This window comes from Streptomyces sp. NPDC001770, assembly GCF_053596135.1.
On sequence record NZ_JBSFFN010000002.1, the window covers coordinates 266,738 to 291,342 of the forward strand.

Genomic DNA, 24,605 nt, shown 5'->3' on the forward strand with positions numbered 1-24,605 from the left:
CGGGAAGGCCGGCGGAGGCGGGTGCGGTGAGGTCAGAGGCGGCGGGTCGCCAGCGTCAGCCGGTCGCGGGCGTCGAAGAGGGCGTCCTTCACCGTCTGCTCGTGGGCGGGAGTGAGCCGGGCCACCGGTACCGAGCAGCTGATGGCGTCGCGCGAGGGCGTCCGGTACGGGATCGCCACACCGAAGCAGCGCAGCCCCAGCGTGTTCTCCTCGCGGTCCACCGCGTACCCCTGCTCGCGGATGGTGTGCAGCTCCTCGATGAGCTGCTCGCGGTCGGTCAGGGTGTGCTCGGTCAGCGCCGGGAGCGTCTCGGGGAGCATCTTGCGCACCTGCTCGTCGCTGTAGGTGGCCAGCAGCGCCTTGCCCAGGGAGGTGGAGTGGGCGGGCAGCCGGCGGCCGACGCGCGTGAAGGGGCGCAGGTAGTGCTGGGACTGCCTGGTCGCGAGGTAGACCACGTTGGTACCGTCGAGCCGGGCCAGGTGGATGGTCTCCGTGGTGTCGTCGGAGAGCCGGTCGAGGGTGGGCCGGGCCGCGGCCACCACCTCGTCGCCGTCGATGTACGAGGTGCCGACCAGCAGGGCCCGCACCCCGATGCCGTACCGGGTGCCGGTGGCGTCGGTCTCCACCCAGCCCAGTTCGACGAGGGTGCGCAGCAGCATGTAGAGGCTGGACTTGGGGTAGCCCACCGCTTCCTGCACGGCGGCGAGGGAGTGCATCCCGGGGCGCCCCGCGAAGTATTCGAGGAGCTCCACCGTCCGTACCGCGGACTTGACCTGCGCCCCACCAGACTCGGCAGCCGACATCGCCCTCGCCCCTTCCAAACTTCTTCGAAATCCCGTGACTTCGCTGTGACTTCTTGCCTGTGACTTCTTGCCAACGCGGAAGGCCCGGAAATAGAGTTCCAGGACATTCACGATGAGGAACGCTGTTCAGAATACCGAACAACTTCCTGGCGTGTGGCAGAGAGTACGGAAGGGAAAAAGGTGGCAGCAGCACCAGTCTGGAGCGTCGACCCCCGCACCGGGAACCCGCGTGAGCAGGTTGCGGTGGAGGCCGGCGCGGAGGAGGTCGACCGCGCGGTACGGGCGGCGTACGCCGTCCGCGACGCCCTCGCCGACCGCACCGTCCGCGCCGCCTTCCTGCGCACCGCGGCCGACCTGCTCGCCGGGGCCGAGGAGGAGGCCGTCGCGACCGCCGACGCCGAGACCGCGCTCGGAGCGCCCCGGCTGACCGGCGAACTCGCGCGCACCGCTGAGCAGTTGCGGGCCTTCGCGGAGGTCGTCGACGAGGGTGCCTTCCTGGACATTCACATCGACCACGAGGACGCCGGCCGCACCCCGCCCTGGCCCGACCTGCGCCGCTGGAAGATCCCGCTCGGTGTCGTCGCCGTCTACGCGGCCAGCAACTTCCCGTTCGCCTTCTCCGTCCCCGGCGGCGACACCGCGAGCGCCCTCGCCGCGGGCTGCCCGGTCGTGGTCAAGTCGCACCCCGACCACCCGGCCACCTCCGAGCTGAGCGCCTCCCTGCTCCGCCGCGCCGCCGCCGCGCACGGACTGCCCGAGGACGTCGTCCAGCTGGTGCACGGCTTCGAGGCCGGCGTCGAACTCGTCCGCCACCCGCTGATCTCCGCGGCCGGCTTCACCGGCTCGATCCGCGGCGGGCGCGCCCTCTTCGACGCGGCGGCGGCCCGCCCCGCCCCCATCCCCTTCCACGGCGAGCTCGGCTCCCTCAACCCCGTCGTCGTCACCGAGGCCGCGGCGGCCGAACGCGGCGAGCAGATCGGCACCGGACTCGGCTCCTCCATGACCCTGGGCGCCGGGCAGTTCTGCACCAAGCCCGGCCTGGTCCTGGTCCCCGAGGGCGAGAGCGGCGACGGACTGGTGAAGACCCTCACCGCGACCGTCGGCGACACCGTTCCCGCCGTCATGCTCGACCACCGGATGCGCGACGCCTTCATCGCCGGAGTACGCGACCGGGCCGCCCTCCCCGACGTGGAAGCGCCCGTCACCCCGGGCGACGGCGGCGAACACGCCGTCGCCCCCGGCTTCCTCACCGTCCCGGCCGCCCGGCTCACCGAGGACGGCCCGCACGAGGCGCTGCTGGAGGAGTGCTTCGGCCCGGTCACCGTCGTCGCCCGGTACGCCTCCGAGGACGAGGTCGCCGCCGTGCTCGGCCGCCTCCCCGGCAACCTCACCGCCACCCTGCACATCTCCGGCGAGGAAGAAGGGGGCGGCGCCGCAGGGCTCCTCGCCTCCCTCACCCCGCTCGCCGGGCGCGTACTCGTCAACGGCTGGCCCACCGGCGTCGCCGTCGCCCCGGCCCAGCACCACGGCGGCCCGTACCCGTCGACCACCTCCACCTCGACCTCGGTCGGCGCCACCGCCATCGAGCGCTGGCTGCGCCCGGTGACGTACCAGTCGACCCCCGAGGCCCTCCTCCCGCCCGAGCTCCGCGACGACAACCCGCTGGGCCTGCCCCGCCGGGTGAACGGATGACGACCATGACCCTGAGACTTCCCGAACTCCCCTTCGATCTGGAGCCGTTCGGCCCCGAGGGCAAGTGGACCTACGAGGGCGGCGTACTGACCGGCCGCGCGGGCGCCCAGCAGGACCGCTTCGTACCGCCCGGTGGCGACTCCCTGGAACCGACGAGCGACGCACCGCGCCTGCTGGGCACCGCGCCCGCCGGCGACTTCCAGCTGCTCGCCCGGGTCAAGGTCGGCTTCGCCGGCGCCTACGACGCGGGCGTCCTCTACCTGCACGTCGGGGAGCACGACTGGGCGAAGCTCTGCCTGGAACTCTCGCCCGCAGTCCCCACCATCTGCACGGTGGTCACCCGGGGCGTCTCCGACGACGTCAACTCCTTCACCGTGGACGGCGACACCTTCTGGCTCCGCCTCACCCGCAACGGAGGCGCCTTCGCCTTCCACGCCTCGCCGGACGGCGTCACCTGGACCTTCGTCCGGGTCTTCGCCCTCGGCGACCCGGAGGGTACGGCCACGGCCTCGGTCGGCTTCCTCGTCCAGGCGCCCGTCGGCGACGGCTGCGAGGCGTCGTTCGACGAGATCGCGTTCCGCACGGAGGGCGTCGCGGACCTGCGCGACGGCAGCTGAGCACCGCTCGTCGCCACCACCCCGGCCCCTGCCCGCCGCCTCCGTGCGGCGGGCAGGGGCCGGACCCGTGCGTGAACCTTCCTGCGGGGTGGCCGCGTCGGACGGGGCCCGGTGAAACACGCTGGCGTGGCACGCCCCGGTGGCCGATCATGCGGACCATGAACGAGCAGCCCGCACGCTGGACCCAGGCCACCGTCCACCCCGACATGTGGACCGACCCCGACAAGGATCCGCGCGAGAACGACGGGAACAGCCCGGACGGTGAACTCCCCACCCTCCAGGACTATCTGCGCAACTACCGCCTCACCCTCCTGATGAAGTGCGAGGGACTCGACCCGGAGCACCTGGCGCGCCGCGCCGTTCCGCCGTCCACGATGTCGCTGCTCGGCCTGGTGCGCCACCTCGCCGAGGTCGAGCGCGACTGGCGCAACTGGATCACCGACGGCGACCCGCTGCCCAAGCTCTACGGGGTCCGCGACGGTGACTTCGACGGAGCCGTCGGTGAACAGGCCCTGGTGGACGGCGCCTACGCCGACCTCGCACGCGAACAGGCCGCTACCGACGCCGTGCTGGCGGCCCACCCGGACCTGGGCGAGCGGCTCGGGAAGGGCGGCATCGTGGTCAGGGAACTGCTGGTGCACCGCATCGAGGAGTACGCCCGCCACTGCGGCCACGCCGATCTGCTCCGCGAGTGCGTCGACGGACGCGTGGGGCAGTGACGAAGCCCCGCCCCCGGCGTGGCCGTACGCCGCCCCGGCCGGTCGGCGGCCCGTCAGCGGTCCACCGCCGGGAGCCGGTCCAGCCCGGTCTCCCGCAGTACCCGTCCGACCGTGTCCACGAGGGCGCTCTCAGCGCCGACGACGGTCTCCGCGCCGCCCGGCAGCAGATCGAGAGGCCGGTACCAGGAGCGCAGATCGTCCGCCCCGACCACCTCGGCGATCGGCTTGGTGGCGTGCCGCCGCAACGTCTCCTCGAACGGCACGTCCAGGTAGTACCCGTGCGTCGGACCGCGGTGGTCCGCGCGCAGCCGGGCGAGCATCCCGCCGTAGTGGTCGGCGTACAGGATGCCTTCCAGCACGACGTGGAACCCGGCGTCGAGGGCGTACCGGACCACCGCGTCGATCAGCCCGATGTTCGCCGCCCCGGGCCGGTCGCGCTCGCGCAGCACGGTCCGCCGCAGATTGTCCTGGCCCACCAGGGCCACCCCCCGGCCGAACCGCTCCCGCACCCCCGCCGCGACGGCGGACTTCCCGGAGGCGGAATTCCCGCGCAGCACGACGAGACGGGTCTGGGCGGTGCCGGTTCTCATCCACGGGACTCTACGGACGCGGGTTTCCGGGTACACGGTGGTACGAAGCGGTGTCATGCGCCCGTAGCCCACGCCGGTACGCGCCCCGCGCGGAACCGACCCCGCGCGCCCCCGCGTCCCCTCCGGCATGTCCCTCCTCATCCGCACCGCCACCCCCGTCGACCTGGACGCGATCGTCCGCCTCCACACCGAAGCCCGCGCCACGTATTACCGCGGGCACCTCGACCCCGACGCGTACGAGGGCCCCGAGGAGGTCGGCCGGTCCGCCGCGGGCTGGGCGCGCGCCGTGGACGCCGCGCACGCCACCGTCCTCTGCGCGGAGCGCGACGGCACTCTGGTGGGCGTCGCCGGCCACGCCGTACGCGACGGCGGCACCACTCTCACCCAGCTGCACGTGCACCCCTCGCAGTGGCGTACGGGCGTGGGCACCGCCCTCCACACCGCCTGCACCGACGCCTGGCGCCGGGCCGGCGTCCGTACCGCGCGCCTGGAGGTGTTCGCCCCCAACACCCGCGCCCAGGCCTTCTACGCCCGCCACGGCTGGACCGCCGACCCGGACACCCCGCGCGACGGCACCCACCTGGTGCTGCGGCTCGTCCTCGGCGACGGCTGAGACCGCCGCCGCGGGCTCAGGTCCGGGGTGCGGGGTGCGGGCGCAGGACCATGAGAGAGTCCTCCACATCTGCCACCATGGCGAACGGGAACCGGTCGAGTTCGAGGCAGAGAGCGACGTCATCGGGGTGGGCCCCCTCGCGCACTCCCTGGGCCAGTTCGGCGGCGGCGCGCGACGCGCCCGCACGCCGGAGGAACCCGGCAGCGTCCGTCTCGACCCCGGTGGCTCTCCGCGCGATGTACCGCGCGCACGCCAGATCCTCCTCGGCCCGTCCGTCCTCGCCGGTGACCACGAAGGTGACCCTGTCGCTCCCGCTCGACCGCAGGAGCCGTGCGGTCGCCTCCGCCACCACGAAGCCCGCGCACAGCACCAGCGGCGCGTCCCTGACCGCGAGCGCGCCGACCGTACCCGCCGTGGTCTTCTGCACCACGGTCCGCCCGCCGAGGTCCACGGAGCGCAGCAGCGCGGGCGAGTTGACGGCGTCGAACCCGGGGGCGGGCGGACCGTCCTTGAGCGTCACCCACTCCGGGTGGCGGGACTTGAGCGCCAGCGCTTCGTCCAGGGACCCGGCGAGCACGATCCTCTCCGCCCCCCGGGCGAAGACCCAGGCGGCCACGGTGAAGGCGCGCATCACGTCGACCACGACCGCCACGCGCGGGGTTTCGGCCAGATCATCGGTACCGAGGAAGAGGGCGTCCATGACTGCCATGATCGTGGGAGCACGGCCCGGTCACCGGAAGAGTGGGCCGCATCACACCAGGTGGGGACGAGGGCCCGGAGGACCGTCCACGGGGACGACGCGGTGCCCGACGGGAATCCGGGCGGGGGCGCCGGTGTTGTTCCCCCTGGCGCGGAGGGCCCTCCGCGCGCGTCACCGAGCCCGTCCGGGAAAGGGCTCCCGCCACGGGAAGACCTCCCGCTACCGGGAAGACCTCCCGTCACGGGAAGAGCTGGAGAGAAGAGAGAATGCGCGTCGAGATCTGGAGCGACATCGCCTGCCCGTGGTGCTACATCGGGAAGGCCCGCTTCGAGAAGGGGCTGGCGGGGTTCGCCCACCGCGACCAGGTCGAGGTGGTGCACCGCTCCTTCGAGCTGGACCCGGGGCGCGCCAAGGGCGACATCGCGCTGGTCGTCGACATGCTCGCGCAGAAGTACGGCCGCACCCGCGAGGAGGTCCTCGCGATGGAGGGCAACGTCGCCGCGAACGCGCAGGCCGAGGGGCTCGGGTACCGCAGCGAGGGCCGTGACCACGGCAGCACCTTCGACATCCACCGGCTGCTCCACCTCGCCAAGGCGCGCGGGCTCCAGGACGAGCTGCTGACCCTCGCCTACCGGGCGAACTTCGCCGAGGAGCGCTCCGTCTACGACGACGCGGTCCTCGTCGAGCTGGCCGTGGAGGCGGGTCTCGACGAGGCCGAGGCCCGTGCGGTGCTCGCCGACCCGACGGCGTACGCCGACGACGTACGCGCCGACGAGCGCGAGGCGTCCGAACTCGGCGCCAACGCCGTCCCGTTCTTCGTGCTCGACCGGCGGTACGGCATCTCCGGCGGCCAGCCCTCCGAGGTGTTCGCCCAGGCGCTGGAGCAGGCGTGGAAGGACCGCGAGGTCACCGCCCTCACCCCGATCGGCGACGACGCGGCCGCCTGCGACGCCGACGGTGCCTGCGAGGTCCCGCAGCGGGGTGCCGCCACCGCCTGACGGCCGCGCGCGGTCGCGGTGGGGACAAGGTCCAGGAGGGGACATGCCCCCTTCCCCACCGCACCGCGCGGGTCGTACAGGTGGCTGAGGACGTGCGTTCTCCTGCCGACGGGCGATGATCTTCGCGAGGGAACTCCCGAGGATCATCGTTCGCGTGGAGTCCGTCGCCCCGCCCCGCCGCGCAGTCGGCCGGCGGCCACCGACGCGCGGCGGCGCACGGCCGGCAGGCCGAAGCCATGACCGAGACCACCACGATCCGGCTCACGGCCCGACCGCCTCGCCGAGGGGGCCATCGAGCTCCACGGTCCCGGAGAAGCCGAAGCGGCCCGACGCCACCGGCGAACCCGGCCACGAGTGATCAACCGGCTGGTGGCCCCCGGGCTTCACCTCAGTTCTGCCGCTCCAACGCGTCGGCGAAGGCGCGGAGGGCATCGGCCAGCTCTCGCTCGGTGGGCAGTTCATCCACCTTCTTCTCCAGTTCGTCGATGCGCGCCGTCAGATCCTCCAGGCTCGGTGGAGCCGTGGATCCCCCCGTGGGACCCGGGGACTCCGGCGGCTCCGTGCCGCCCGAGCCGCCCGCGTCCGAACCGTCCGAACCTCCCGTGTCCGTACCCGCGACACTGCCCCCGTCCGGGGAGCCGCCGTCGGTGGAGCCCTCGTCGGTGCTCCCCGAGCCGCTGACGGAACCGCTGTCCCCGCCGCCGGTGTCCGCGCCCTCCGTGACCCCGGAGGTGTCCGAGCCCCCTGTGTCTCCGCCGGTGTCCGTGCCCCCTGTGACCCCGGCGGAGTCCGTGTCGGGTGCCACCGTCACCGGGGTCGTCGGCGTCGGACCGGCGTGTCCGCCGTCCTCGGCGGCCACGGCGATCGCCCCGCCGACCCCCAGTACCACCAGCGCCGCCGCCCCGACGAGCGCCACCGTCGTCCTCCGCGCCTGAACCTTCCTCATGTGCGTCATGCGACGGACACTAGCCATGGATCCACGTGGAGGGATTTGTTCCGACGAATCGGCGCTCCGCCTCCTCCCCGCGCAGGTGCGGGGCGGGAGGCGGAGCGCCGATTCGCCGGGCCGGCCCGATCTGCCGGTCGGGGCACACGGGTTGTCGCGCTCGGGCGCCTCGGCGCGTCGCTCTCCGTCTCGTTGACGGCCGGGTGGAAGTCGGCTCAGGCTGGAGCGTATGGAGACCACCCCGTTGAACCGTACGACAGAGCCGGGCGAGACAACTCCGCTGGGCCGTGCCGCAGCCGCCGAGTTCGCTCCCACCACCACCTACCTCAACACCGCCTTCGCGGGCCTGCTGCCCCGCCGCACCGTCGCAGCCGTCACCGAGCTGGCCCGGGCCACCGCCGAGGGCGGGCCCGTGGGGACCGGGGACTTCGAGGTGGTGGACGCCGCGAGGGCCGGGTTCGCCCGGCTGGCCGGGGTCGGAGCCGACCGGGTCGCCGTCGGAAGCTCGGTCGCGGTGCATGTGGGGCTGATCGCGGCCTCACTGCCCGCCGGGGCCGAAGTGCTGTGCCCAGTAGGCGAGTTCAGCTCGGTCGTGGCCCCCTTCGCGCACCGCGGGGACCTGCGGGTGCGGTACGCCCCGCTCGCGGAGCTGGCCGGAGCGGTGCGGCCCACCACCGCGCTGGTCGCCCTCTCGGCCGTGCAGTCCTCGGACGGCCGGGTCGCCGATCTCGCCGCCGTACGGGCCGCCGCCGCCGCGCACGGGGCCCGGGTGCTGCTCGACACCACGCAGTCGGCGGGCTGGCTGGCGGTGGACGCGGGGGAGTTCGACTACACGGTGACCGGCGGGTTCAAGTTCCTGCTCTGCCCGCGCGGCGCCTCGTTCCTCACGGTGACCGAACAGGCGCAGGAGTCGCTGAAGCCGATCTACGTGGGGTGGGTCGCCGCCGCCGACACGGCGAACAGCACCTACGGCCCGATCGACCGGCTCACGCTCTCCGCGCGGCGGTTCGACTCGGCACCGGCCTTCCTCTCCTACTACGGGGCGGAGCGGTCGCTCGCCCTGCTGGCGGAGGTCGGCGCCGGCACCCTGTACGCGCACGCCACCGGGCTCGCCGCCCGCTTCCGCGAGGGGCTGGCGCGGCTCGGCCGGCCCGCCGTGGCGGGGGAGTCGGCGATCGTCGCGGCCCCCGGACTCGGCGAGCGCCAGGCGGAGTTGAGCAGGGCCGGTATCAGCGTCTCCGACCGCGCGGGCAATCTGCGGGTCTCCTTCCACCTCTACAACACCGAGGCCGACGTGGACCGGGTGCTCGACGTGCTCGGCTGAGCCCCGCGACGGCACGCCTACGCCGACTCCCGCCGCACCAGCTCGGTGGGGAGGATCACCGCCGCCGGGTCCTCGCCGCCGATCTGGGCCAGCAGCACGCGCACCATCTCGGCGCTGATGCGGTCCCAGGGCTGCCGGATGGTGGTCAGCGCCGGGCGGGAGTCGAGCGCGGCCGGGGAGTCGTCGAAACCGCCGACCGCGATGTCCTCGGGGACCCGGCGCCCGGCCCGTTCCAGCGAGGTCAGCACGCCCTGCGCCATCAGGTCGGACGCGACGAAGACCGCGTCCAGGTCGGGGGCGCGCTCCAGCAGCAGCGTCCCGGCGGCCTCGCCGCCGGCCCGGCTGTAGTCGCCCGGGACGATCAGGTCCTCGTCCACGGGCAGCCCGCACTCGGCCAGCGTCTCGCGGTAACCGGCGAGCCGTTCCACGCCGCCCGGGGTGTCCAGGGGGCCGCTGACCGTACCGATCCGGCGGCGCCCCGACTCGTACAGGTACCGCACCATGTCCCGGGCGCCGTCCCGGTCGTCGGCCGCCACATAGCTGACCTTCGAGCCCTGTCCGAGGGGCTTGCCGCAGGTCACCACCGGTACGCCGGCCTCGTGGAGCTGGGCGACCACCGGGTCGCCCGAGTGGCTGGAGACCAGCAGGACGCCGTCCACGTGGCCCGCGATGTACCGCATGTTCCGGCGCCGCTCGGCCTCCGTACCCGCGATCATCAGCAGCAGCGGAACGTCGTGCGCGGCCAGCGCGCTCGTGCAACCCCGCAGCAGGACATTGAAGTTGGGGTCCTCGAAAAACCGCTCCTGAGGCTCCGTCAGCAGAAACGCCACCGAGTCCGAACGGCCGGTGATCAGCGACCGGGCGTGCCGGTTGACGGTGTAACCGGTCTTACGGATCGCCGAGTTGACCGCTTCGAGGGCGGCCGGGCTGACGTTGTGGCCGCCGTTCAGCACCCGGGAGACGGTCCCGCGCGACACCCCCGCCTCGCGGGCCACGTCGTGGATCGTCGGCGGCCGGCGGCGTCCCCTTCCGGGCTGCCCGGAGAGCGGGGGAGGTTCAGTGCGGCTCATGGTGCGTGTTCTTTCGTTTTCGGGGCCCCCGGGGCGAGGGGGCGGGTCCGGCGGCCCCTGAGGGCATGGTCAGGACTTTACGGCGCCGGAGAGCAGGTCGAGACTCCAGAACCGCTGGACCACGAGGAAGAGCGCGATCAGCGGCAGGATCGCCAGCAGCGCACCGGTGATCACCAGCGTATAGAGGGCCGGCGTGTTCGAGCCCTGCTGGAGCAGGGTGAAGAGCCCGAGGGTGACCGGAAACTTCTCGTCGTCGCTGAGCATGATGTAGGGCAGCAGGAAGTTGTTCCAGATCGCGACGAACTGGAACAGGAACACCGTGACCAGCCCCGGCAGCATCATCGGCAGCGCGATGGTGCGGAAGATCCGCCACTCGCCGCCGCCGTCCATCCGGCCCGCCTCGATCACGTCGGGCGGCACGGCGGCAGCCGCGTAGATCCGGGCGAGGTAGACACCGTACGGGGAGAGCACGGTGGGCAGCAGCACCGAGAGGTACGAGTCCGTGAGGTCGGCCTTCGCGAGCAGCAGGTACTGCGGGACCGCCAGGATCACCGGCGGCATCAGCACCCCGGCGAGCAGGATGTTGAAGATCGACTCCCGGCCCCGGAAGCGGTAGACCGCCAGGGCGTACCCGGAGACCGCCGACACCGCCGTGGAGAGCAGGGCGCCCACCCCGGCGTAGAGGGCGGAGTTGCCCATCCACGTCCAGTAGACGCCGTCGCGGTACGCCGAGAGATCGGCGATGTTGTCCGTGAACCCGGAGCCGGGCAGGAAGGTGAAGGTGGAGAAGAGCTCGCTGCCGGACTTGGTCGACGCCACCACCACCCAGAGCACCGGCAGCAGGCAGTAGACGGCGCCCAGCAGCAGCGCGGCGGTGGGTATCGCGGCGAACCGGCGCGGGGCGCGGGCGGCGCGGGAGGCGCCGGGCTTCCGGGCGGTGGCCGGGAGGGTCTGCGTGCTCATCGTGCATCACCCTGCTTGGTACGGGAGTTGGCGGCCCGGAGGAAGCCGAAGGACAGGGCGAGGGTGGCGACGGCGATGATGACCGCCTGGGCCGCCGCCGCGTAGATGTCGTTGTTGACGAAGGCGTCCTGGTAGACCTTCATCAGCGGACTCCACGTGGTGGAAAGGGAGTTGGTGAGCGGCTTGAGCGTGGTCGGCTCGCTGAACACCTGGAGCGTGGCGATGATCGAGAAGAAGAAGGTCAGCACCAGCGAGGGCGCCACCATCGGGATCTTGATCCGCAGCGCGGTCTGCCACTGCGAACAGCCGTCCAGCCGGGCCGCCTCGAAGATCTCGGCGGGGATCGCCCGCAGCGAGGTGTAGATGACGATCATGTTGAAACCGGTGCCGCCCCAGACCGCGATGTTGGCGAGCGAGGCGTAGAGCGGCCCGCCGTCCAGCAGGTCCGGCTGCGGCAGCCCGAGGTGGTCCAGCACCCAGAAGAACGGGCTGACGTCGGGCAGGTAGAGGAAGCCCCACATCAGCGCGGCCACCACCCCGGGGATGGCGTACGGCAGGAAGATCGCCAGCCGGGTGAAGCCGCGCAGCCGGACCCGCTCGGTGTCCAGCAGCAGCGCGAACAGCAGCGCGAGCCCCAGCATCACGGGCACCACGATCAGTCCGTAGCCCAGGATGCGCAGCGCGCCGTGCAGCAGTTCGGAGTCGGAGAGGGCGTCCGTGTAGTTGGCGAGGCCGGCCCAGACCTCGTCCCGCGCGCCCTTGCCGAGACCGAGGCCCTTGACCTCGGTGCGGCGGAAGCTGAGGTAGAGGGCATAGCCGATGGGCAGCGCGAAGAAGAGCAGGAAGAGCAGGGCGGCGGGGACCAGGAAGGCGTACGGGGCGCTCTTGACCCCGTACGACCCACTGCGGCGTGCGCGTGTCACTCGGAGACCCCGAAGCCCTGCTTCTTCAGGTCGGCGACCGTGGCGTCCTGCATCGCGGACAGCGCCGCGCCGAAGTCCGACCTGTCCTTGGCGGCCTTGGCGAACCCGTCCTTGAACGCGGTGTACGCGACGTTGACGTTCGGGCCCCAGGCGGCGGGGGCGGTGCCCTTCGCGATCTCGGAGGCCTTGGTGTAGAAGTCGGGCTGGTTGGAGAAGTACGCCGGCGGCTCGGCGAGCGCGCCCCCGGTCTGCGCGGCGGTCGCGGCGGGGTAGATGCCGGACTCCTTCACCAGTGCGGCGAGCGCGGTGGGGTCGGTGTTCAGCCACTTCGCGAACTTCGCCGCGGCGCCCTTGTTCTTCGAGTCGTTGGTGACGGCGGTGGAGGAGCCGCCCCAGCTGCCGGTGACGTTCTGGCCCGCCGTCCACTGGGGGAGCGGGGCCATGGCCCACTTGCCCGCCGTGTCGGGGGCCGCCGTGGTCAGGGTGCCGGGGGCCCAGACCGCGCTGACCCAGGCGATCTGCTTGCCGGTGTCGAGCGCCTTGTTCCAGGCGGGGGTGTACATCGGCTGGTTGTCGATCGCCCCCTCCTTCACCAGGCCGCCCCAGAAGCCGGCGACCTTCCGCGTCGCCGCGTCGTCGATGGCGACCTTCCACTTGTCGCCGCCGGCGGTCCACCACCGGGCCCCGGCCTGCTGGGCGAGGCCCGCGAAGAGCCCGGAGTCGTTCGAGGAGAACGTCGTCAGGTCGGTGTCCGGCGACTTCTTCTTCAGCGCGCGGGCCGTCTCGGCGAACTCGTCCCAGGTGGTCGGGACGGTCAGCCCGTACTTCTCGAACAGGTCCTCGCGGTAGTAGAACATCAGCGGGCCCGAGTCCTGCGGCAGCGCGTACAGGGCGTCCGTACCCAGCGTCGCCTGCTGCCAGATCCCGTCCGCGAACGCGCTCCTGGCGTCGCCCGCCTCCTTCGATATGTCCGCGAGGACGTCGTTGGAGACCAGTGTGGGCAGCGCCTGGTACTCCGCCTGTACCAGGTCGGGCGCCTTGTGCGCCTTGGCCGCGGTGATGATCTTGGTGACCAGGTCGTCGCCCGACGCCTGCTTCTTCACCGTGACCGTGATGCCGGCCTTCTTGCCCTCGCCCTTGTTCCAGATGTCCGCGACCTTGTCGAGGCCGGGCGCCCAGGACCAGTAGGTGAGCTGGGCGGGACCGGCGGCGGCGGGCGCGTCACCCTTCCCGTCGTCCGACGAGCCGCAGCCGGTGAGGAGGGCGGAGGCGGCGAGGACGACGGCCGTGGACAACGCGACGTTGCGGTGCTTCATGGTTTTCCCCTGACGAGAACCGAGGGTTCAGCGCGGTAGGTGCGCTGTGAGCGTTCACAGTAGAGAAACGGAACCGACACTTGTCAATGGTTGTAACTGTGCGGTTATCTTGGCCTCACACCGCCGAGTGGTCGTGTGCACGTTCCCAGCATCATGCACACAAGGGTCCGAGGAGCGTCGTCGCAGGGTGGCGGTGCCACCACAGCGCCGACCGGTCGGGGTGCATCCGTACCGCCCGGTGACGGGCCGCCGCCGGACCCGGCGCCGGACGACCGCCGTCACCACCGAGAACGCCAGGAGACCCCCATGCCCCACACCGCTCCCCGAGGTCTGGACCGGCTCGCCTTCGGCGGCGACTACAACCCGGAGCAGTGGCCGGAGGAGATCTGGCCCGAGGACGTGCGGCTCATGCGCGAGGCCGGCGTGACCATGGTCAGCGTCGGGATCTTCTCCTGGGCCCTGCTCGAACCCGAGCCCGGCGTCTACGACTTCGGCTGGCTCGACCGCGTACTCGGCCTGCTCCACGAAGGCGGCATCCGCGTCGACCTCGGCACCCCGACCGTCGCCCCGCCCGCCTGGTTCTACCGCGCCCACCCCGAGGCGCTCCCCGTGAACCGCGACGGGGTCCGGTACGCCTTCGGCTCGCGCGGCGCCATCTGCCACAGCAACCCCGACTACCGCGCCGCCGCCGCCCGCATCACCGAGGAGATCGGCCGCCGCTACGCCGGCCACCCCGCCCTCGCCCTCTGGCACGTCCACAACGAGTACGGCGTCCCCGTCTCCGCCTGCTACTGCGACAACTGCGCCGCCCACTTCCGCCGCTGGCTCACCGCCCGCCACGGATCGGCCGAAGCCGTCAACAAAGCCTGGGGAACCGCCTTCTGGGGCCAGCACTACCGCACCCTCGACGAGATCGACCCGCCCCGCACCACCCCCACCGTCGGCAACCCCTCCCAGCAGCTGGACTACCGCCGCTTCGCCGACGCCACCCTGCGGGAGAACTTCACCGCCGAACGCGACATCCTGCACCGGCTCGCCCCCGGCATCCCGGTCACCACCAACTTCATGACCGCGCTCAGCCAGTGCGACTCCATCGACTACTGGGCCTGGGGCCGCGAGGTCGACCTCGTCACCAACGACCACTACCTGATCACCGACGGCCGCCGCACCCACGTCAACCTCGCGATGGCCGCCGACCTCACCCGCTCCGTCGCGGGCGGCGCTCCCTGGCTGCTCCTCGAACACTCCACCAGCGGCGTCAACTGGCAACCCCGCAACCCCGCCAAGCGCCCCGGCGAGATGGCCCGCAACAGCCTCGCGCACGTGGCCCGGGGCTCGGACGGCGCCATGTTCTTCCAGTGGCGCCAGTCCCGCGGCGGCGCCGAGAAGTTCCACTCCGCGATGCTGCCGCACGGCGGCACCGACACCCGGATCTGGCGCGAGGTCACCCGTCTCGGCGCCGGCCTCGGCCTCCTCGACGGCATCCGTGGCACCCGTACGGTCGCCGACGCCGCGATGGTCTGGGACTGGCAGTCCTGGTGGGCCCAGTCCCTGGAGTGGCGCCCGAGCCAGGACCACGACGCCCGCGAGCGCGCCGACGCCTACTACCTCTCGCTCTACGACCGCCACCTCACCGTGGACTTCGCCCACCCCGAGGCCGACCTCTCGGCCTACCCGCTGGTCGTCGTACCCGCCCTCTACCTCGCCACCGAGCAGGCAGGCGCAAACCTGCGCCGGTACGTCGAAGGGGGCGGCACCCTCGTCGTCTCGTACTTCTCCGGCATCGTGGACCCCGACGACAACGTCCATCCCGGCGCCTACCCCGGCGTACTGCGCGACGTCCTCGGGCTGACCGTCGAGGAGTTCTCCCCGCTCGGCGAGGGTGACACCGTCCGCCTCACCACCCCCGAGGGCGCCCCCGAAGGCCCCGCCCTCACCGGCGACCTCTGGTCGGACGTGGTCGTCCCGCGCGGCGCCGAGACGGTCTGGTCGTACGCGGACGGAGTCGCCGCGGGCCGCCCCGCCGTCACCCGCAACCGCCTCGGCGACGGCACCGCCTGGTACGTCTCCACCCGGCTCTCCGGCACCGGCCTCGACGCCGTACTGGACCGCGCCTGCGAGGACGCCGGGATCGCCCCGCGCACCTCGCTCCCGCACGACGTCGAGGTGGTCCGCCGCACCGGGGAGACCGGCAGCTACCTCTTCGTCATCAACCACACCGGGGGCGACACCAAGGTGCCGCTCGACGCCCCCGGCACCGAACTCCTCACCGGCGAGCCCGCCTCCGGACACCTCGCCGTCCCGGCGGGCTCGGTCCGGGTCGTACGGCTCGACGCCTGAGGCGCACCACCGCACCACCAGCCCCCCACGTAGCACCAGCCCCCACGTACCGCCCGCACCATCCCCGTATCCCGCGCAACGGTCGAAGGGACATCGACGACGATGTACGGAAAGACGCTGTTCGGCAGGACGAAAGACGAACAGGGAGCGGCGGCCCGCCGCACCCCGCGCGGCAGCCGCAGGGCCGCCGCCGCGCTCACGGCCCTCGGCGGGCTGCTGCTCGCCGGGCTCCCCGCCCAGGCCGCCCACGCGGCGGCCACCGTCACCAACCCCGGCTTCGAATCGGGCGCCACCGGCTGGACCGCCTACTCCGCCGCCGGCCAGACCGCCGCCTCCTTCACCGAGGCCGGCGGCCACGCGGGCACCACCCGGCTCAGCCACTGGTCGGCCTCCGCCTACAAGGTGGAGACGTACCAGTACCTCTCCGGGCTGACCGACGGCACGTACACCCTCAGCGCCTGGGTCCGCTCCAGCGGAGGCCAGAACTCCGCCTACCTCGCCCTGCGCAACTGCGGCTCCGCCGAACAGCGCACCGACCTCCCGCCCACCGCCAACGGCGCCTGGATACGCCTGGTGACCTCGGTCAAGGTCACCGGCGGTGCCTGCACCATCAGCCTCAACTCCGACGCGCACGCCGGGGAATGGGCCAATTTCGACGACATCTCCTTCACCTCGGGCACCACCGGCCTCAGCGTCAAGGGCGGCGACCTTTCCACCCTCCCCAAGAACGAGGCCCACGGCGCCGTCTACCGCAACGCGAGCGGCACCACCGGCGACGCCATGACCCTGCTGCACTCCGCCGGGATGAACTACGTACGCCTCAAGGTGTGGGTGAACCCGGCGGACGGCTACAACGACAAGGCCCACGTCCTCGCCATGGCCAAGCGCGCCAAGGCGCTCGGCATGAAGGTCCTCGTCGACTTCCACTACTCCGACGCCTGGGCCGACCCGGGCAAGCAGACCAAACCCGCCGCCTGGGCAGGTCACACGTACACCCAGCTGAAGACCGACGTCTACAACCACACGTACGACGTGCTCAACGCCCTCAAGGCACAGGGCACCACCGCCGAGATGGTCCAGATCGGCAACGAGATCAACGCCGGAATGCTCTGGCCCGAGGGCTCCACCGACAACTGGTCCCAGCTCGCCGGACTCCTCACCTCCGGCGCCAACGCCGCCAAGGCCGTCTCCTCCAGCACCAAGGTCGCCCTGCACCTCGCCAAGGGCGGCGACAACGCCGGAACCCGCTGGTGGTTCGACAACGCCGTCGCCTACGGCGTCCCGTTCGACGTCATCGCCCTCTCGTACTACGGCTACTGGCACGGTGCCCTCTCCGACCTCCAGACCAATCTGGACGACGCCGCCTCCCGCTACGGCAAACCGGTCCTCGTCGCCGAGACCGCCTACGCCCACACCCTCGCCGACAAGGACGGCCTGGAGAACAACATCGCCACCGCCGACCAGCTCGTCACCGGCTACCCCGCCACCCCGGCGGGCCAGGCCGCCAACCTCCGGGACGTACTCAACGTCGTCGAAGCCGTCCCGGGCGGCCGGGGCCTCGGCGCCGTCTACTGGGAGCCCGCCTGGACCGCCGTCACCGGCAGCGGCTGGGACCCGGCCGACGCCACCTCGGGCAACGCCTGGGAGAACCAGGCACTCTTCGACTACAACGACAAGCTTCTTCCGGCGGCGAGCTGGTTCTCGCACCGGTAGGACATCCGGTACATGACGACGCCCCGCGGCGCATCCGGGTTCTGGAGGCGCGGCGGGGCGCCTTTGTCGCGGTGCGGGGATCCGTACTCGAAAGGACGTACCTCGCACGATCGCCCGCGCCTCTCCCGCCCTTCTCGCTACCGTCCGCCCCCATGAGCGCCCACACCCAAGTCCCCACCCCCGTCCGCCCGATCATCGACGTCCACGTGATCGTCCGGACGGCGAGAAGCTCCTGCTGTCGCAGCGCGGCGGCCCCTACGGACACGGCCGGTGGCACGCGCCGTCCGGGAAGCTCGACGAGGGGGAGGCCCTTGCCGTGGGAGCCGCGCGGGAACTGGAGGAGGAGACGGGACCGCACGTCGACCCGGGGGCGCTCACCCTCCTGTCTACGAGGCGCGCGCGTTCACCGGGCACCCGGTGAACCGCGAGCCCGACAAGTGCCTCGACCTGCGGTGGTTCGCCGAGCACGACCTGCCCGAGGACCTGATCGAGTACCCCGCCGCAGGGCTGCGCGGCAGCCTCACCCGTCCCGGCGGGGTCACCTTCCACAACTGGTCGTAGAAACGGAGGTCGCGCCGCACGTCGAGGAGCCCGGAGCGGGGAGGCGGATGCTTCCCTGTCCGGGAGAGGCCGGGAGAGGAGAGTCCGGCAGAGAGGAGCGGTGCGCGATGAGGCTGGTACTGCAGGAGTTCGTGTCGCTGGACGGCGTCTCCCAGGGGCCGGGCTCCCCGGACGAGGACACCAGCGACGGATTCACCGGGGGCGGCTGGTTCGTGCCGCATCTGGACGAGACGTTCGAGCGGGTGGCCGCCGACTGGCTCGGCAGGGCGGACGCGTTCCTGTTCGGCCGCCGTACGTACGAGAACTTCGCCCGGGACTGGCCGGAGATGACCGACCACCCGAACGCCCGCATCCTGAACGGCTCACCGAAGTACGTCGCCTCCCGGACCCTCACCGGGGCCGGGTGGGCGCCGACCACGATCCTGTCCGGTGACGTCCCCGCGCAGGTCGCCGCGTTGAAGCGGCAGCCCGGCCGTGAGCTCCAGATCCACGGCAGTGCCCGGCTCGGCCACTGCCTGCTGAGCGCCGGTCTGGTCGACGAAGTGCGCCTCGCGATCGCCCCCGTCGTGGTGGGCCGGGGACGGCGGCTGTTCCCGGACGGCGGCACCCCCGTCGGCCTGCGCCTGCTGCACCACGGGACGACCCCGCGCGGCGTCGCGGTGCACGTCTACGAGCCGACGGGCCGTCCGGAGTACGGGACGTACGGGGGCTGACACCCGGAGGCCGGCCCTCGTACGCCCCGTCCCGGGGGCCGGTCAGCCGGTGAAGCCCCCGTCGCTCAGCGCCTTCTCGATGCGGGCGCGGTGGTCCGCCTCCCAGGCGTCGAGGGACTCCTCGGCCTCCTTGGCGAGCCTCGCCCGCGAAGCCGTGAGGATCTCCTCCTGGCGGGCGGCGGGGGTGACGACGACGCCCTCCTCGTCCGCGACAACGATGTCGCCCGGGTGCACCAGCACGCCGCCGACGCGGGCCGGCTCACCGAGTGCGCCGATCTTCTTCTTCGTGCCGGGGATCGGGATGACGCCGCGTGAGAAGACCGGGAAGCCGGCCTCGCGCACCTCGTCGAGGTCGCGGATGACACCGTCGACGACGAAGGCCGCGACGCCCCGGCGCTGGGCGACGGCGCACACGTTGCCGCCGGCCAGCGCGTAGTCCACGTCGCCCGACTCGACGACGATGACCGAGCCGGGCTCGGCGCGGTAGATCGCGGCGTGCAGCATCAGGTTGTCGCCGGGCTCGCACCGCACGGTGTAGGCCGGTCCCGCGATCCGCGGGGAGTTCCACAGCGGGCGGATGCCGATGTCCATGATCTGCTCGCGGCCCAGCAGGTCGGCCAGGGTGGTGGGGGGAATGTCCTTGAAAGCGGCGTTCATTGGCGTCTCTGTTCCTTTGTGCGGCGAGTCGGCCGGCAGGGGGCCGGCCGTGGTCTTCACCAGACCGTGAGGGCGGTGTTCCCGGTTGACATCATGGTCGGAGTCCGAGTCGTGCGGGAGGTCGCCTTGCTCACACTGCGGGATATCGCCGAGGACCCCGGCGTCCTGACGCGCCGTCTGGAGCCGTCTGACGGTACGGCGGTCGTCCTCCGCCCGCTCGTCCCCACCGACGCCGAGCGGCTGGCGCACTTCCTGGAGTGCTTGTCGGCCGAATCGAGGCGTCTCAGCACGTTCGACGGGTACGGCATCGCGGCTGCCCGGGAGCTGTGCGACGCGATCGCGCGGTACGACAAACTCCGGCTGGTGCTGGAGGACGTGCCCTCCTCCCGGATCGTCGGTCTCCTCGAACTCGCTCTCGCCCTCACCCCCGCCGACATCGCGCGGTACGGGGAAGCGGGCGTGCTCCTCGACGAACTGACCGACTGCCGCTTCGGCCCCACTCTGGCCGACGACCACCAGGGACGAGGGGTGGGAACCCTGGCCCTGCCTCTCGTGTGGGAGGCCGTACGGACGCTCGGCAGGTCGAGGGTCATCCTGTGGGGCGGCGTCCTCGCCGGCAACGCCCGCGCCATCCGGTACTACGAGAAGAACGGCTTCCGGTCCTTCGGCTCCTTCGTCGGGGCGGACGGTTCGCGCTCGCTCGACATGATGCTCGATCTCCGCGAGGCGCCGGACCGCGCGCCGGACCCGCCAAGTCCACAGGCGTGACGCCGAAGCCCATGAGCAGTCCTCCGGCGGCCGGCCGGCCCGCCCGCACCTCCGCGCCGACCGTCGTCTCGTCATGCGGGACGCAATTGCTCACATGGCGGACGGATCGCTAACGTCCGGAGCCATGACCGAACTCGTGGATGTCCCGCCGTTCGCGCGGGTCGAAGAGCTGGAAGGTCTGCCGGGGCGCGTGGTCCTGGCGGACGTGAGGTGGTATCTGGACGGGCGCTCGGGGCGTGCCGCGTACGAGGGGGGACACCTGCCGGGCGCGGTCTTCGCGGACCTCGACCACTGGCTGACCGGCCCGCCCACGACGGTGGGCGGCCGCAACCCCCTTCCCGCGCCGGAGCTGTTCGCCGAGGGCATGCGGGAGCTGGGCATCGGCGACGACGACATCGTGGTGGCCTACGACGACCAGGGCGGGGTCATCGCGGCCCGGCTGGTGTGGATGCTCCGGGTCACCGGGCGCCGTGCGGCGATCCTCGACGGCGGTCTCGCCGCCTACCTCGATGCCCACCCCGGCTCCCTGCGGACAGACGAACCGAGGCCGGAGGAGGGCGAGTTCTCCGTACGCCCCTGGCCCGCGGAGGCACTGGTGGGGGCCGACGACCTGGTGGGGCCGGAGGTCCTGACCGTCGACGCCCGCAACCGGGACCGCTTCGTCGGCGCGCAGGACCCGGTCGACCCCCGCCCGGGCCACGTGCCCGGCGCCGCGAACGTCCCCTGCCGGGAGAACCTGGACGGGCTCGGCCGGCTACTGCCCGTCCAGACCGTCCGGGACAACTTCGCCGCCGGCGGCGTGGACGCGGACACCGCGTCGAAGGTCGTCTCCTACTGCGGCTCGGGCGTGACGGCCTGCCACAACCTCCTGACCCTGGAGCACACCGGGCTCGGCCGGGGCCGGCTCTACGTCGGCGGCTGGTCCGCCTACAGCCGCGACGAGACCCGCCCGGTGGAGACCGGACCCGCCCGCTGGGACGGGAGGACTCCGGCTCCGGCGCGTACGTGACGGGGTGGGGCGGGACGGTGTGAAACCGTCCCGCCCCACCCCGTCGCCCGACTTCCGCTACCGCACCGGGGTGAAGTCGCGGGCCCCGATGAACTCGGGGCGGCGCACCGGGGCCTGGAAGGGCTCCTGTGCCGGGTTCTCCACGCTGTTGAAGACGATGAAGACGTTGCTGCGCGGGAACGGGGTGATGTTGTCACCCGACCCGTGCATCGCGTTGCAGTCGAACCAGGTCGCCGAACCCGCCCTGCCCGTGAAGAGCTTGATGCCGTGCGCGTCGGCCATCCGGGTCAGGGCCTCGTCGGACGGGATGCCCGCGTCCTGCATCTGGAGGGACTTCTTGTAGTTGTCGGCCGGCGTCTCGCCCGCGCAGCCGAGGAACGACCGGTGCGAACCGGGCATGATCATCAGCCCGCCGTTGGTGTCGTGGTTCTCGGTCAGCGCGATCGAGACGGAGACGGTCCGCATGTTCGGCAGGCCGTCCTCCGCGTGCCAGGTCTCGAAGTCCGAGTGCCAGTAGAAGCCCGAGGCGCCGAAGCCCGGCTTCACGTTGATCCGGGACTGGTGCACGTACACGTCCGAGCCGAGGATCTGCCGGGCCGCGCCCACCAGCCGCTCGTCGGAGACCAGCCGGGCGAACACCTCGCTGATCCGGTGCACTTCGAAGACGGAACGCACCTTCCGGGACTCCGGCTCGACGATCGACCGCGCGTCCGCGCCGATCGCCGGATCGGCGATCAGCCGCTCCATCTCGGCGCGGTAGCCGGAGACTTCGTCCGGAGTGAGCAACTGGTCGACGGCGAGGAAGCCGTCCCGCTCGAAGGTGAGGAGACTCTGTACGGGTACGGGCCCCGGGGCGCCCGGCGCGGACCAGACGACCGGGTCCCGGCGGGGAGTGATCGTCTCGGCGGCACCGCGCGAGGGGTACAGATCGGTGCGCGCGTAGGTGGTCATGGTCAGCCCTCCTCGGTCAGCAGCGGGTAGACGCCGTTCTCGTCGTGGTCCTCCCGTCCGGTGACGGGCGGGTTGAAGACGCAGACGCAGTGGAAGTCGGTCTTCGGCCGGAGCGTGTGGTGCTCGTGACCGTTGAGCAGGTACATGGTGCCGGGGGTGATCCAGTGCTTCTCACCGGTGTCGTCGTTGGTGAGTTCGGCCTCCCCCTGGGTGCACAGGACGGCCTCGATGTGGTTCGCGTACCACATCGACGTCTCGGTGCCCGCGTACAGGATGGTCTCGTGGAGCGAGAAGCCGACCTTCTCCTTGGCGAGCACGATGCGCTTGCTCTCCCAGGTGCCGGAGGCGGACTTCACGTGCCGGTCGGTGTTCTCGATGTCGCTGAACGAACGGACGATCACGGTGGTGTGGTGCCTTTCTCTGCGGCGATGTGCCCAGCGCCCCGGCCGGCAAGGGGTGGCCGGTGAGGCGCTCGGTGCCCGCCTGCCGGAAGTCCCGGTCCCAGGCGGGTGGTTCATGGTGGAACGGGCCGGTCAGGCGGCCGTCTCGCGGACGGACCGGGCCAGCGTGCGCAGCCCTTCGTCCAGTTCCTCGGGGGTGATGGTCAGCGGCGGCAGCAGCTTCACGACCTCGCTCTGCGGGCCCGAGGTCTCCAGCAGCAGCCCGAGCTCGAAGGCGCGCGCGGTGACCGCAGAGGCGCGCGCCGGGTCGGTGAACTCCAGCCCCCACACGAGGCCCCGGCCCCGGAAGGAGGCGGTGGGCTCCTCGGCGCAGAGGGAGAGCAGGGTCTGCTCCACCTGCTCGCCGCGGGCCTTCGTCTGCCGCTCCATGTGGCCGTCCGCCCAGTAGGCGTCGAGCGCGGCGGCGGCGGTGACGAACGCGGGGTTGTTGCCGCGGAAGGTGCCGTTGTGCTCGCCGGGCTCCCAGACGTCCAGCTCGGGGGTGAACAGGCAGAGGGACATGGGCAGTCCGTAGCCGCTGATGGACTTCGACAGGGTGACGATGTCCGGGACGATGCCCGCCTCCTCGAAGGAGAAGAAGGCGCCGGTACGCCCGCAGCCCATCTGGATGTCGTCGACGATCAGCAGCATGTCCTGCCGGTGGCACAGCTCCTGGAGCGCGCGCAGCCACTCGGCGCGGGCGACGTTGATGCCGCCTTCGCCCTGGACGGTCTCCACGATCACGGCGGCGGGCTTGTTCAGACCGGAGCCCTGATCCTCCAGCAGCCGCTCGAACCAGAGGAAGTCGGGGACCTGGCCGTCGAAGTAGTTGTCGAACGGCATCGGCGTGCCGTGCACCAGCGGGATGCCCGCACCGGCCCGCTTGAACGCGTTGCCGGTCACGGCGAGCGAGCCGAGCGACATTCCGTGGAAGGCGTTGGTGAAGGAGACCACGGACTCGCGGCCCTTCACCTTGCGCGCCAGTTTCAGTGCGGCCTCGACCGCGTTGGTACCGGTGGGGCCCGGGAACATCACCTTGTACGGCAGGTCGCGCGGGCGCAGGATCACGTTCTGGAAGGTCTCCAGGAAGGCGCGCTTGGCGGTCGTCGCCATGTCCAGGCCGTGGGTGATGCCGTCCCGCTCGATGTAGTCGAGCAACGCCCGTTTCAGGACGGGGTTGTTGTGGCCGTAGTTGAGCGATCCGGCACCGGCGAAGAAGTCCAGGTAGGTGTGGCCGTCCTCGTCGGTCAGCCGGGCGCCCCGCGCGTGGTCGAACACGGCGGGCCAGCTCCGGCAGTAGCTCCGGACCTCGGACTCCAGGGTCTCGAAGACGCTCAGGGCGGGCGGGGTGATGGTCACGGCGGTCTCCTGAGGGTTGGGGGGACACGGGGATGGTGGCGCGAGGGGGGCCGGCTGCCGCGGAAGCGCGGCGCAGCGGCTTCGCCGGGGGCCGGCGCGCTGTCGGGCCGACGCCCCCGCCGGGCGGGGGTGGTGTTCCGTCAGCTGCCGAACGGACCGATGCTGTACAGGACTTCGGGAAGATGCGTGTCCTCGGGGAACAGCTCCCCGGCGAAGAGCACCTCGCGTTCCAGCCCCACGTCGTGGCGCTGCGCGTACGAGGTGAAGAGCCGGTTCGAGGCGGTGTTGTCGGGCGTGACGGTCGTCTCCACCGCGACCAGCCCCTGCTCGGCGGCGACCCGCTCGGTCAGCGCGTCCAGCAGGGCTGCGGCCAGCCCCCGGCCCCGGTACGCACCGTCGACCGCCACCTGCCAGACGACGAGCGTCTGCGGGCGGTCCGGGCGTATGTAACCGGTCACGAAGGCGACCGGCTCGCCGTGCTCGTCCCGGGCGACCACCGAGGTCGCCGCGAAGTCGCGGCACCAGAGCAGGTAGCTGTACGAGGAGTTGAGATCGAGGACTTCGGAGTCGCGGGCGATCCGCCACAGCGCGGCCCCGTCCTCCACACGTGGCGCGTCCACGGTGAGGAATGCGCTCGGCGCATGCGGCGCATTGAGGTCGGCGGAGTCGATTCGGGCACGGGCAAGGTCTGCTGGTGCGGCGCTCATGCCAGGGAATTTACCCAGCAAATTTCGTAATCGCATCGCCGGAAAGGGTTGGGTGGCGGAGGCATACGTGTTATCACGCGAGTGCGAGCCGACCCGGCAGCGTGGGTCTTTTC

The 24,605-nt window shown here is 72.0% G+C and carries 26 protein-coding genes; 13 read left to right on the forward strand and 13 right to left on the reverse strand.

Annotated features, from left to right (window positions below):
• Nucleotides 1-32: 32 nt before the first annotated feature.
• Nucleotides 33-803 carry an IclR family transcriptional regulator gene (locus ACWCSV_RS03475; protein WP_451138158.1) on the reverse strand — a complete coding sequence of 257 codons (771 nt, stop codon included), beginning with the start codon at nucleotides 801-803 and terminating at the stop codon, nucleotides 33-35.
• A 180-nt stretch (nucleotides 804-983) separates the two neighbouring features.
• On the opposite strand from ACWCSV_RS03475, the gene ACWCSV_RS03480 reads away from it, so the two are divergent.
• The 3 genes from ACWCSV_RS03480 to ACWCSV_RS03490 all read left to right on the forward strand — a co-directional run bounded on the left by ACWCSV_RS03480 (nucleotide 984) and on the right by ACWCSV_RS03490 (nucleotide 3,831).
• The gene (locus tag ACWCSV_RS03480) at nucleotides 984-2,495 is read left to right on the forward strand and encodes an aldehyde dehydrogenase (NADP(+)) (RefSeq protein ID WP_451138159.1); all 1,512 of its coding nucleotides are present in this window, start codon (nucleotides 984-986) and stop codon (nucleotides 2,493-2,495) included.
• 5 nt (nucleotides 2,496-2,500) lie between these two features.
• The gene (locus ACWCSV_RS03485; RefSeq protein WP_451138160.1) at nucleotides 2,501-3,112 is read left to right on the forward strand and encodes a DUF1349 domain-containing protein; all 612 of its coding nucleotides are present in this window, start codon (nucleotides 2,501-2,503) and stop codon (nucleotides 3,110-3,112) included.
• A gap of 149 nt (nucleotides 3,113-3,261) precedes the next feature.
• Nucleotides 3,262-3,831, forward strand: a complete 570-nt coding sequence (locus tag ACWCSV_RS03490) for a DinB family protein (RefSeq protein WP_451138161.1) — start codon at nucleotides 3,262-3,264, stop codon at nucleotides 3,829-3,831.
• Nucleotides 3,832-3,884: 53 nt separating this feature from the next.
• On the opposite strand, the gene ACWCSV_RS03495 is transcribed toward ACWCSV_RS03490, so the two are convergent.
• Nucleotides 3,885-4,421: a kinase gene (locus ACWCSV_RS03495; RefSeq protein ID WP_451138162.1), complete on the reverse strand. Its 537-nt coding sequence runs from the start codon at nucleotides 4,419-4,421 to the stop codon at nucleotides 3,885-3,887.
• 127 nt (nucleotides 4,422-4,548) lie between these two features.
• Here ACWCSV_RS03495 and ACWCSV_RS03500 point away from each other — a divergent pair, with 127 nt between their 5' ends.
• Nucleotides 4,549-5,034: an N-acetyltransferase family protein gene (locus ACWCSV_RS03500; RefSeq protein ID WP_451138163.1), complete on the forward strand. Its 486-nt coding sequence runs from the start codon at nucleotides 4,549-4,551 to the stop codon at nucleotides 5,032-5,034.
• 16 nt (nucleotides 5,035-5,050) lie between these two features.
• On the opposite strand, the gene ACWCSV_RS03505 is transcribed toward ACWCSV_RS03500, so the two are convergent.
• On the reverse strand, nucleotides 5,051-5,734 hold the full coding sequence (locus ACWCSV_RS03505) for a 2-phosphosulfolactate phosphatase (RefSeq protein ID WP_451138164.1): 684 nt from the start codon (nucleotides 5,732-5,734) through the stop codon (nucleotides 5,051-5,053).
• A 266-nt stretch (nucleotides 5,735-6,000) separates the two neighbouring features.
• On the opposite strand from ACWCSV_RS03505, the gene ACWCSV_RS03510 reads away from it, so the two are divergent.
• Nucleotides 6,001-6,732: a DsbA family oxidoreductase gene (locus ACWCSV_RS03510; protein WP_451138165.1), complete on the forward strand. Its 732-nt coding sequence runs from the start codon at nucleotides 6,001-6,003 to the stop codon at nucleotides 6,730-6,732.
• A gap of 388 nt (nucleotides 6,733-7,120) precedes the next feature.
• Here ACWCSV_RS03510 and ACWCSV_RS03515 read toward each other — a convergent pair whose 3' ends face one another.
• Complete coding sequence (locus ACWCSV_RS03515; protein ID WP_451138166.1) at nucleotides 7,121-7,687, reverse strand: hypothetical protein; 567 nt, start codon at nucleotides 7,685-7,687, stop codon at nucleotides 7,121-7,123.
• Nucleotides 7,688-7,907: 220 nt separating this feature from the next.
• Between ACWCSV_RS03515 and ACWCSV_RS03520 the strand changes: the two genes are divergently transcribed.
• On the forward strand, nucleotides 7,908-9,002 hold the full coding sequence (locus tag ACWCSV_RS03520; RefSeq protein ID WP_451138167.1) for an aminotransferase class V-fold PLP-dependent enzyme: 1,095 nt from the start codon (nucleotides 7,908-7,910) through the stop codon (nucleotides 9,000-9,002).
• A 17-nt stretch (nucleotides 9,003-9,019) separates the two neighbouring features.
• Here ACWCSV_RS03520 and ACWCSV_RS03525 read toward each other — a convergent pair whose 3' ends face one another.
• The 4 genes from ACWCSV_RS03525 to ACWCSV_RS03540 all read right to left on the reverse strand — a co-directional run bounded on the left by ACWCSV_RS03525 (nucleotide 9,020) and on the right by ACWCSV_RS03540 (nucleotide 13,274).
• The gene (locus ACWCSV_RS03525; protein WP_451138168.1) at nucleotides 9,020-10,072 is read right to left on the reverse strand and encodes a LacI family DNA-binding transcriptional regulator; all 1,053 of its coding nucleotides are present in this window, start codon (nucleotides 10,070-10,072) and stop codon (nucleotides 9,020-9,022) included.
• Between the two features lie 69 nt (nucleotides 10,073-10,141).
• A complete protein-coding gene (locus ACWCSV_RS03530; protein ID WP_451138169.1) occupies nucleotides 10,142-11,035 on the reverse strand; it encodes a carbohydrate ABC transporter permease in 894 nt (297 codons plus the stop codon).
• Nucleotides 11,032-11,958: a carbohydrate ABC transporter permease gene (locus tag ACWCSV_RS03535; protein ID WP_451138170.1), complete on the reverse strand. Its 927-nt coding sequence runs from the start codon at nucleotides 11,956-11,958 to the stop codon at nucleotides 11,032-11,034. Before ACWCSV_RS03535 ends, ACWCSV_RS03530 begins: the two co-directional genes overlap by 4 nt.
• On the reverse strand, nucleotides 11,955-13,274 hold the full coding sequence (locus tag ACWCSV_RS03540) for an ABC transporter substrate-binding protein (RefSeq protein ID WP_451138171.1): 1,320 nt from the start codon (nucleotides 13,272-13,274) through the stop codon (nucleotides 11,955-11,957). Before ACWCSV_RS03540 ends, ACWCSV_RS03535 begins: the two co-directional genes overlap by 4 nt.
• Nucleotides 13,275-13,580: 306 nt before the next feature.
• Here ACWCSV_RS03540 and ACWCSV_RS03545 point away from each other — a divergent pair, with 306 nt between their 5' ends.
• The 5 genes from ACWCSV_RS03545 to ACWCSV_RS03565 all read left to right on the forward strand — a co-directional run bounded on the left by ACWCSV_RS03545 (nucleotide 13,581) and on the right by ACWCSV_RS03565 (nucleotide 18,601).
• Nucleotides 13,581-15,614, forward strand: coding sequence for a beta-galactosidase (locus ACWCSV_RS03545; RefSeq protein WP_451138172.1), 2,034 nt, complete (start codon nucleotides 13,581-13,583; stop codon nucleotides 15,612-15,614).
• Between the two features lie 102 nt (nucleotides 15,615-15,716).
• A complete protein-coding gene (locus tag ACWCSV_RS03550; RefSeq protein ID WP_451138173.1) occupies nucleotides 15,717-17,327 on the forward strand; it encodes a glycoside hydrolase family 53 protein in 1,611 nt (536 codons plus the stop codon).
• Between the two features lie 235 nt (nucleotides 17,328-17,562).
• The gene (locus ACWCSV_RS03555; protein WP_451138249.1) at nucleotides 17,563-17,748 is read left to right on the forward strand and encodes an NUDIX domain-containing protein; all 186 of its coding nucleotides are present in this window, start codon (nucleotides 17,563-17,565) and stop codon (nucleotides 17,746-17,748) included.
• The gene (locus tag ACWCSV_RS03560; RefSeq protein WP_451138174.1) at nucleotides 17,745-17,888 is read left to right on the forward strand and encodes a hypothetical protein; all 144 of its coding nucleotides are present in this window, start codon (nucleotides 17,745-17,747) and stop codon (nucleotides 17,886-17,888) included. The genes ACWCSV_RS03555 and ACWCSV_RS03560 overlap by 4 nt, the downstream gene beginning before the upstream one ends.
• 107 nt (nucleotides 17,889-17,995) lie before the next feature.
• On the forward strand, nucleotides 17,996-18,601 hold the full coding sequence (locus ACWCSV_RS03565; RefSeq protein ID WP_451138175.1) for a dihydrofolate reductase family protein: 606 nt from the start codon (nucleotides 17,996-17,998) through the stop codon (nucleotides 18,599-18,601).
• A 42-nt stretch (nucleotides 18,602-18,643) separates the two neighbouring features.
• On the opposite strand, the gene ACWCSV_RS03570 is transcribed toward ACWCSV_RS03565, so the two are convergent.
• Complete coding sequence (locus ACWCSV_RS03570; protein ID WP_451138176.1) at nucleotides 18,644-19,258, reverse strand: RraA family protein; 615 nt, start codon at nucleotides 19,256-19,258, stop codon at nucleotides 18,644-18,646.
• A gap of 126 nt (nucleotides 19,259-19,384) precedes the next feature.
• Between ACWCSV_RS03570 and ACWCSV_RS03575 the strand changes: the two genes are divergently transcribed.
• Both ACWCSV_RS03575 and ACWCSV_RS03580 read left to right on the forward strand, forming a co-directional pair.
• Nucleotides 19,385-20,026: a GNAT family N-acetyltransferase gene (locus ACWCSV_RS03575; protein ID WP_451138177.1), complete on the forward strand. Its 642-nt coding sequence runs from the start codon at nucleotides 19,385-19,387 to the stop codon at nucleotides 20,024-20,026.
• A 124-nt stretch (nucleotides 20,027-20,150) separates the two neighbouring features.
• Nucleotides 20,151-21,035, forward strand: coding sequence for a sulfurtransferase (locus ACWCSV_RS03580; protein ID WP_451138178.1), 885 nt, complete (start codon nucleotides 20,151-20,153; stop codon nucleotides 21,033-21,035).
• A gap of 57 nt (nucleotides 21,036-21,092) precedes the next feature.
• Here ACWCSV_RS03580 and thpD read toward each other — a convergent pair whose 3' ends face one another.
• The 4 genes from thpD to ectA form a co-directional block, all read right to left on the reverse strand.
• Nucleotides 21,093-21,986 carry an ectoine hydroxylase gene (gene thpD, locus ACWCSV_RS03585; RefSeq protein WP_451138179.1) on the reverse strand — a complete coding sequence of 298 codons (894 nt, stop codon included), beginning with the start codon at nucleotides 21,984-21,986 and terminating at the stop codon, nucleotides 21,093-21,095.
• Between the two features lie 2 nt (nucleotides 21,987-21,988).
• Nucleotides 21,989-22,387 (reverse strand): ectoine synthase, encoded by a 399-nt coding sequence (locus ACWCSV_RS03590; protein ID WP_451138180.1) that lies wholly within the window; start codon nucleotides 22,385-22,387, stop codon nucleotides 21,989-21,991.
• A 132-nt stretch (nucleotides 22,388-22,519) separates the two neighbouring features.
• Entirely contained in the window at nucleotides 22,520-23,785 is a 1,266-nt protein-coding gene (gene ectB, locus ACWCSV_RS03595) for a diaminobutyrate--2-oxoglutarate transaminase (RefSeq protein WP_451138181.1), read from the reverse strand.
• A gap of 140 nt (nucleotides 23,786-23,925) precedes the next feature.
• Complete coding sequence (ectA, locus tag ACWCSV_RS03600; protein WP_451138250.1) at nucleotides 23,926-24,390, reverse strand: diaminobutyrate acetyltransferase; 465 nt, start codon at nucleotides 24,388-24,390, stop codon at nucleotides 23,926-23,928.
• Nucleotides 24,391-24,605: the final 215 nt, after the last annotated feature.

Bases quoted from the DNA above. Each gene is read 5' to 3' on its own strand.
- ACWCSV_RS03475 (WP_451138158.1), bottom strand. From the start codon at position 803: ATGTCGGCTGCCGAGTCTGGTGGGGCGCAGGTCAAGTCCGCGGTACGG.
- ACWCSV_RS03485 (WP_451138160.1), top strand. From the start codon at position 2,501: ATGACCCTGAGACTTCCCGAACTCCCCTTCGATCTGGAGCCGTTCGGC.
- ACWCSV_RS03490 (WP_451138161.1), top strand. From the start codon at position 3,262: ATGCGGACCATGAACGAGCAGCCCGCACGCTGGACCCAGGCCACCGTC.
- ACWCSV_RS03495 (WP_451138162.1), bottom strand. From the start codon at position 4,421: ATGAGAACCGGCACCGCCCAGACCCGTCTCGTCGTGCTGCGCGGGAAT.
- ACWCSV_RS03500 (WP_451138163.1), top strand. From the start codon at position 4,549: ATGTCCCTCCTCATCCGCACCGCCACCCCCGTCGACCTGGACGCGATC.
- ACWCSV_RS03505 (WP_451138164.1), bottom strand. From the start codon at position 5,734: ATGGACGCCCTCTTCCTCGGTACCGATGATCTGGCCGAAACCCCGCGC.
- ACWCSV_RS03510 (WP_451138165.1), top strand. From the start codon at position 6,001: ATGCGCGTCGAGATCTGGAGCGACATCGCCTGCCCGTGGTGCTACATC.
- ACWCSV_RS03515 (WP_451138166.1), bottom strand. From the start codon at position 7,687: ATGACGCACATGAGGAAGGTTCAGGCGCGGAGGACGACGGTGGCGCTC.
- ACWCSV_RS03520 (WP_451138167.1), top strand. From the start codon at position 7,908: ATGGAGACCACCCCGTTGAACCGTACGACAGAGCCGGGCGAGACAACT.
- ACWCSV_RS03525 (WP_451138168.1), bottom strand. From the start codon at position 10,072: ATGAGCCGCACTGAACCTCCCCCGCTCTCCGGGCAGCCCGGAAGGGGA.
- ACWCSV_RS03530 (WP_451138169.1), bottom strand. From the start codon at position 11,035: ATGAGCACGCAGACCCTCCCGGCCACCGCCCGGAAGCCCGGCGCCTCC.
- ACWCSV_RS03540 (WP_451138171.1), bottom strand. From the start codon at position 13,274: ATGAAGCACCGCAACGTCGCGTTGTCCACGGCCGTCGTCCTCGCCGCC.
- ACWCSV_RS03545 (WP_451138172.1), top strand. From the start codon at position 13,581: ATGCCCCACACCGCTCCCCGAGGTCTGGACCGGCTCGCCTTCGGCGGC.
- ACWCSV_RS03550 (WP_451138173.1), top strand. From the start codon at position 15,717: ATGTACGGAAAGACGCTGTTCGGCAGGACGAAAGACGAACAGGGAGCG.
- ACWCSV_RS03565 (WP_451138175.1), top strand. From the start codon at position 17,996: ATGAGGCTGGTACTGCAGGAGTTCGTGTCGCTGGACGGCGTCTCCCAG.
- ACWCSV_RS03570 (WP_451138176.1), bottom strand. From the start codon at position 19,258: ATGAACGCCGCTTTCAAGGACATTCCCCCCACCACCCTGGCCGACCTG.
- ACWCSV_RS03580 (WP_451138178.1), top strand. From the start codon at position 20,151: ATGACCGAACTCGTGGATGTCCCGCCGTTCGCGCGGGTCGAAGAGCTG.
- thpD (WP_451138179.1), bottom strand. From the start codon at position 21,986: ATGACCACCTACGCGCGCACCGATCTGTACCCCTCGCGCGGTGCCGCC.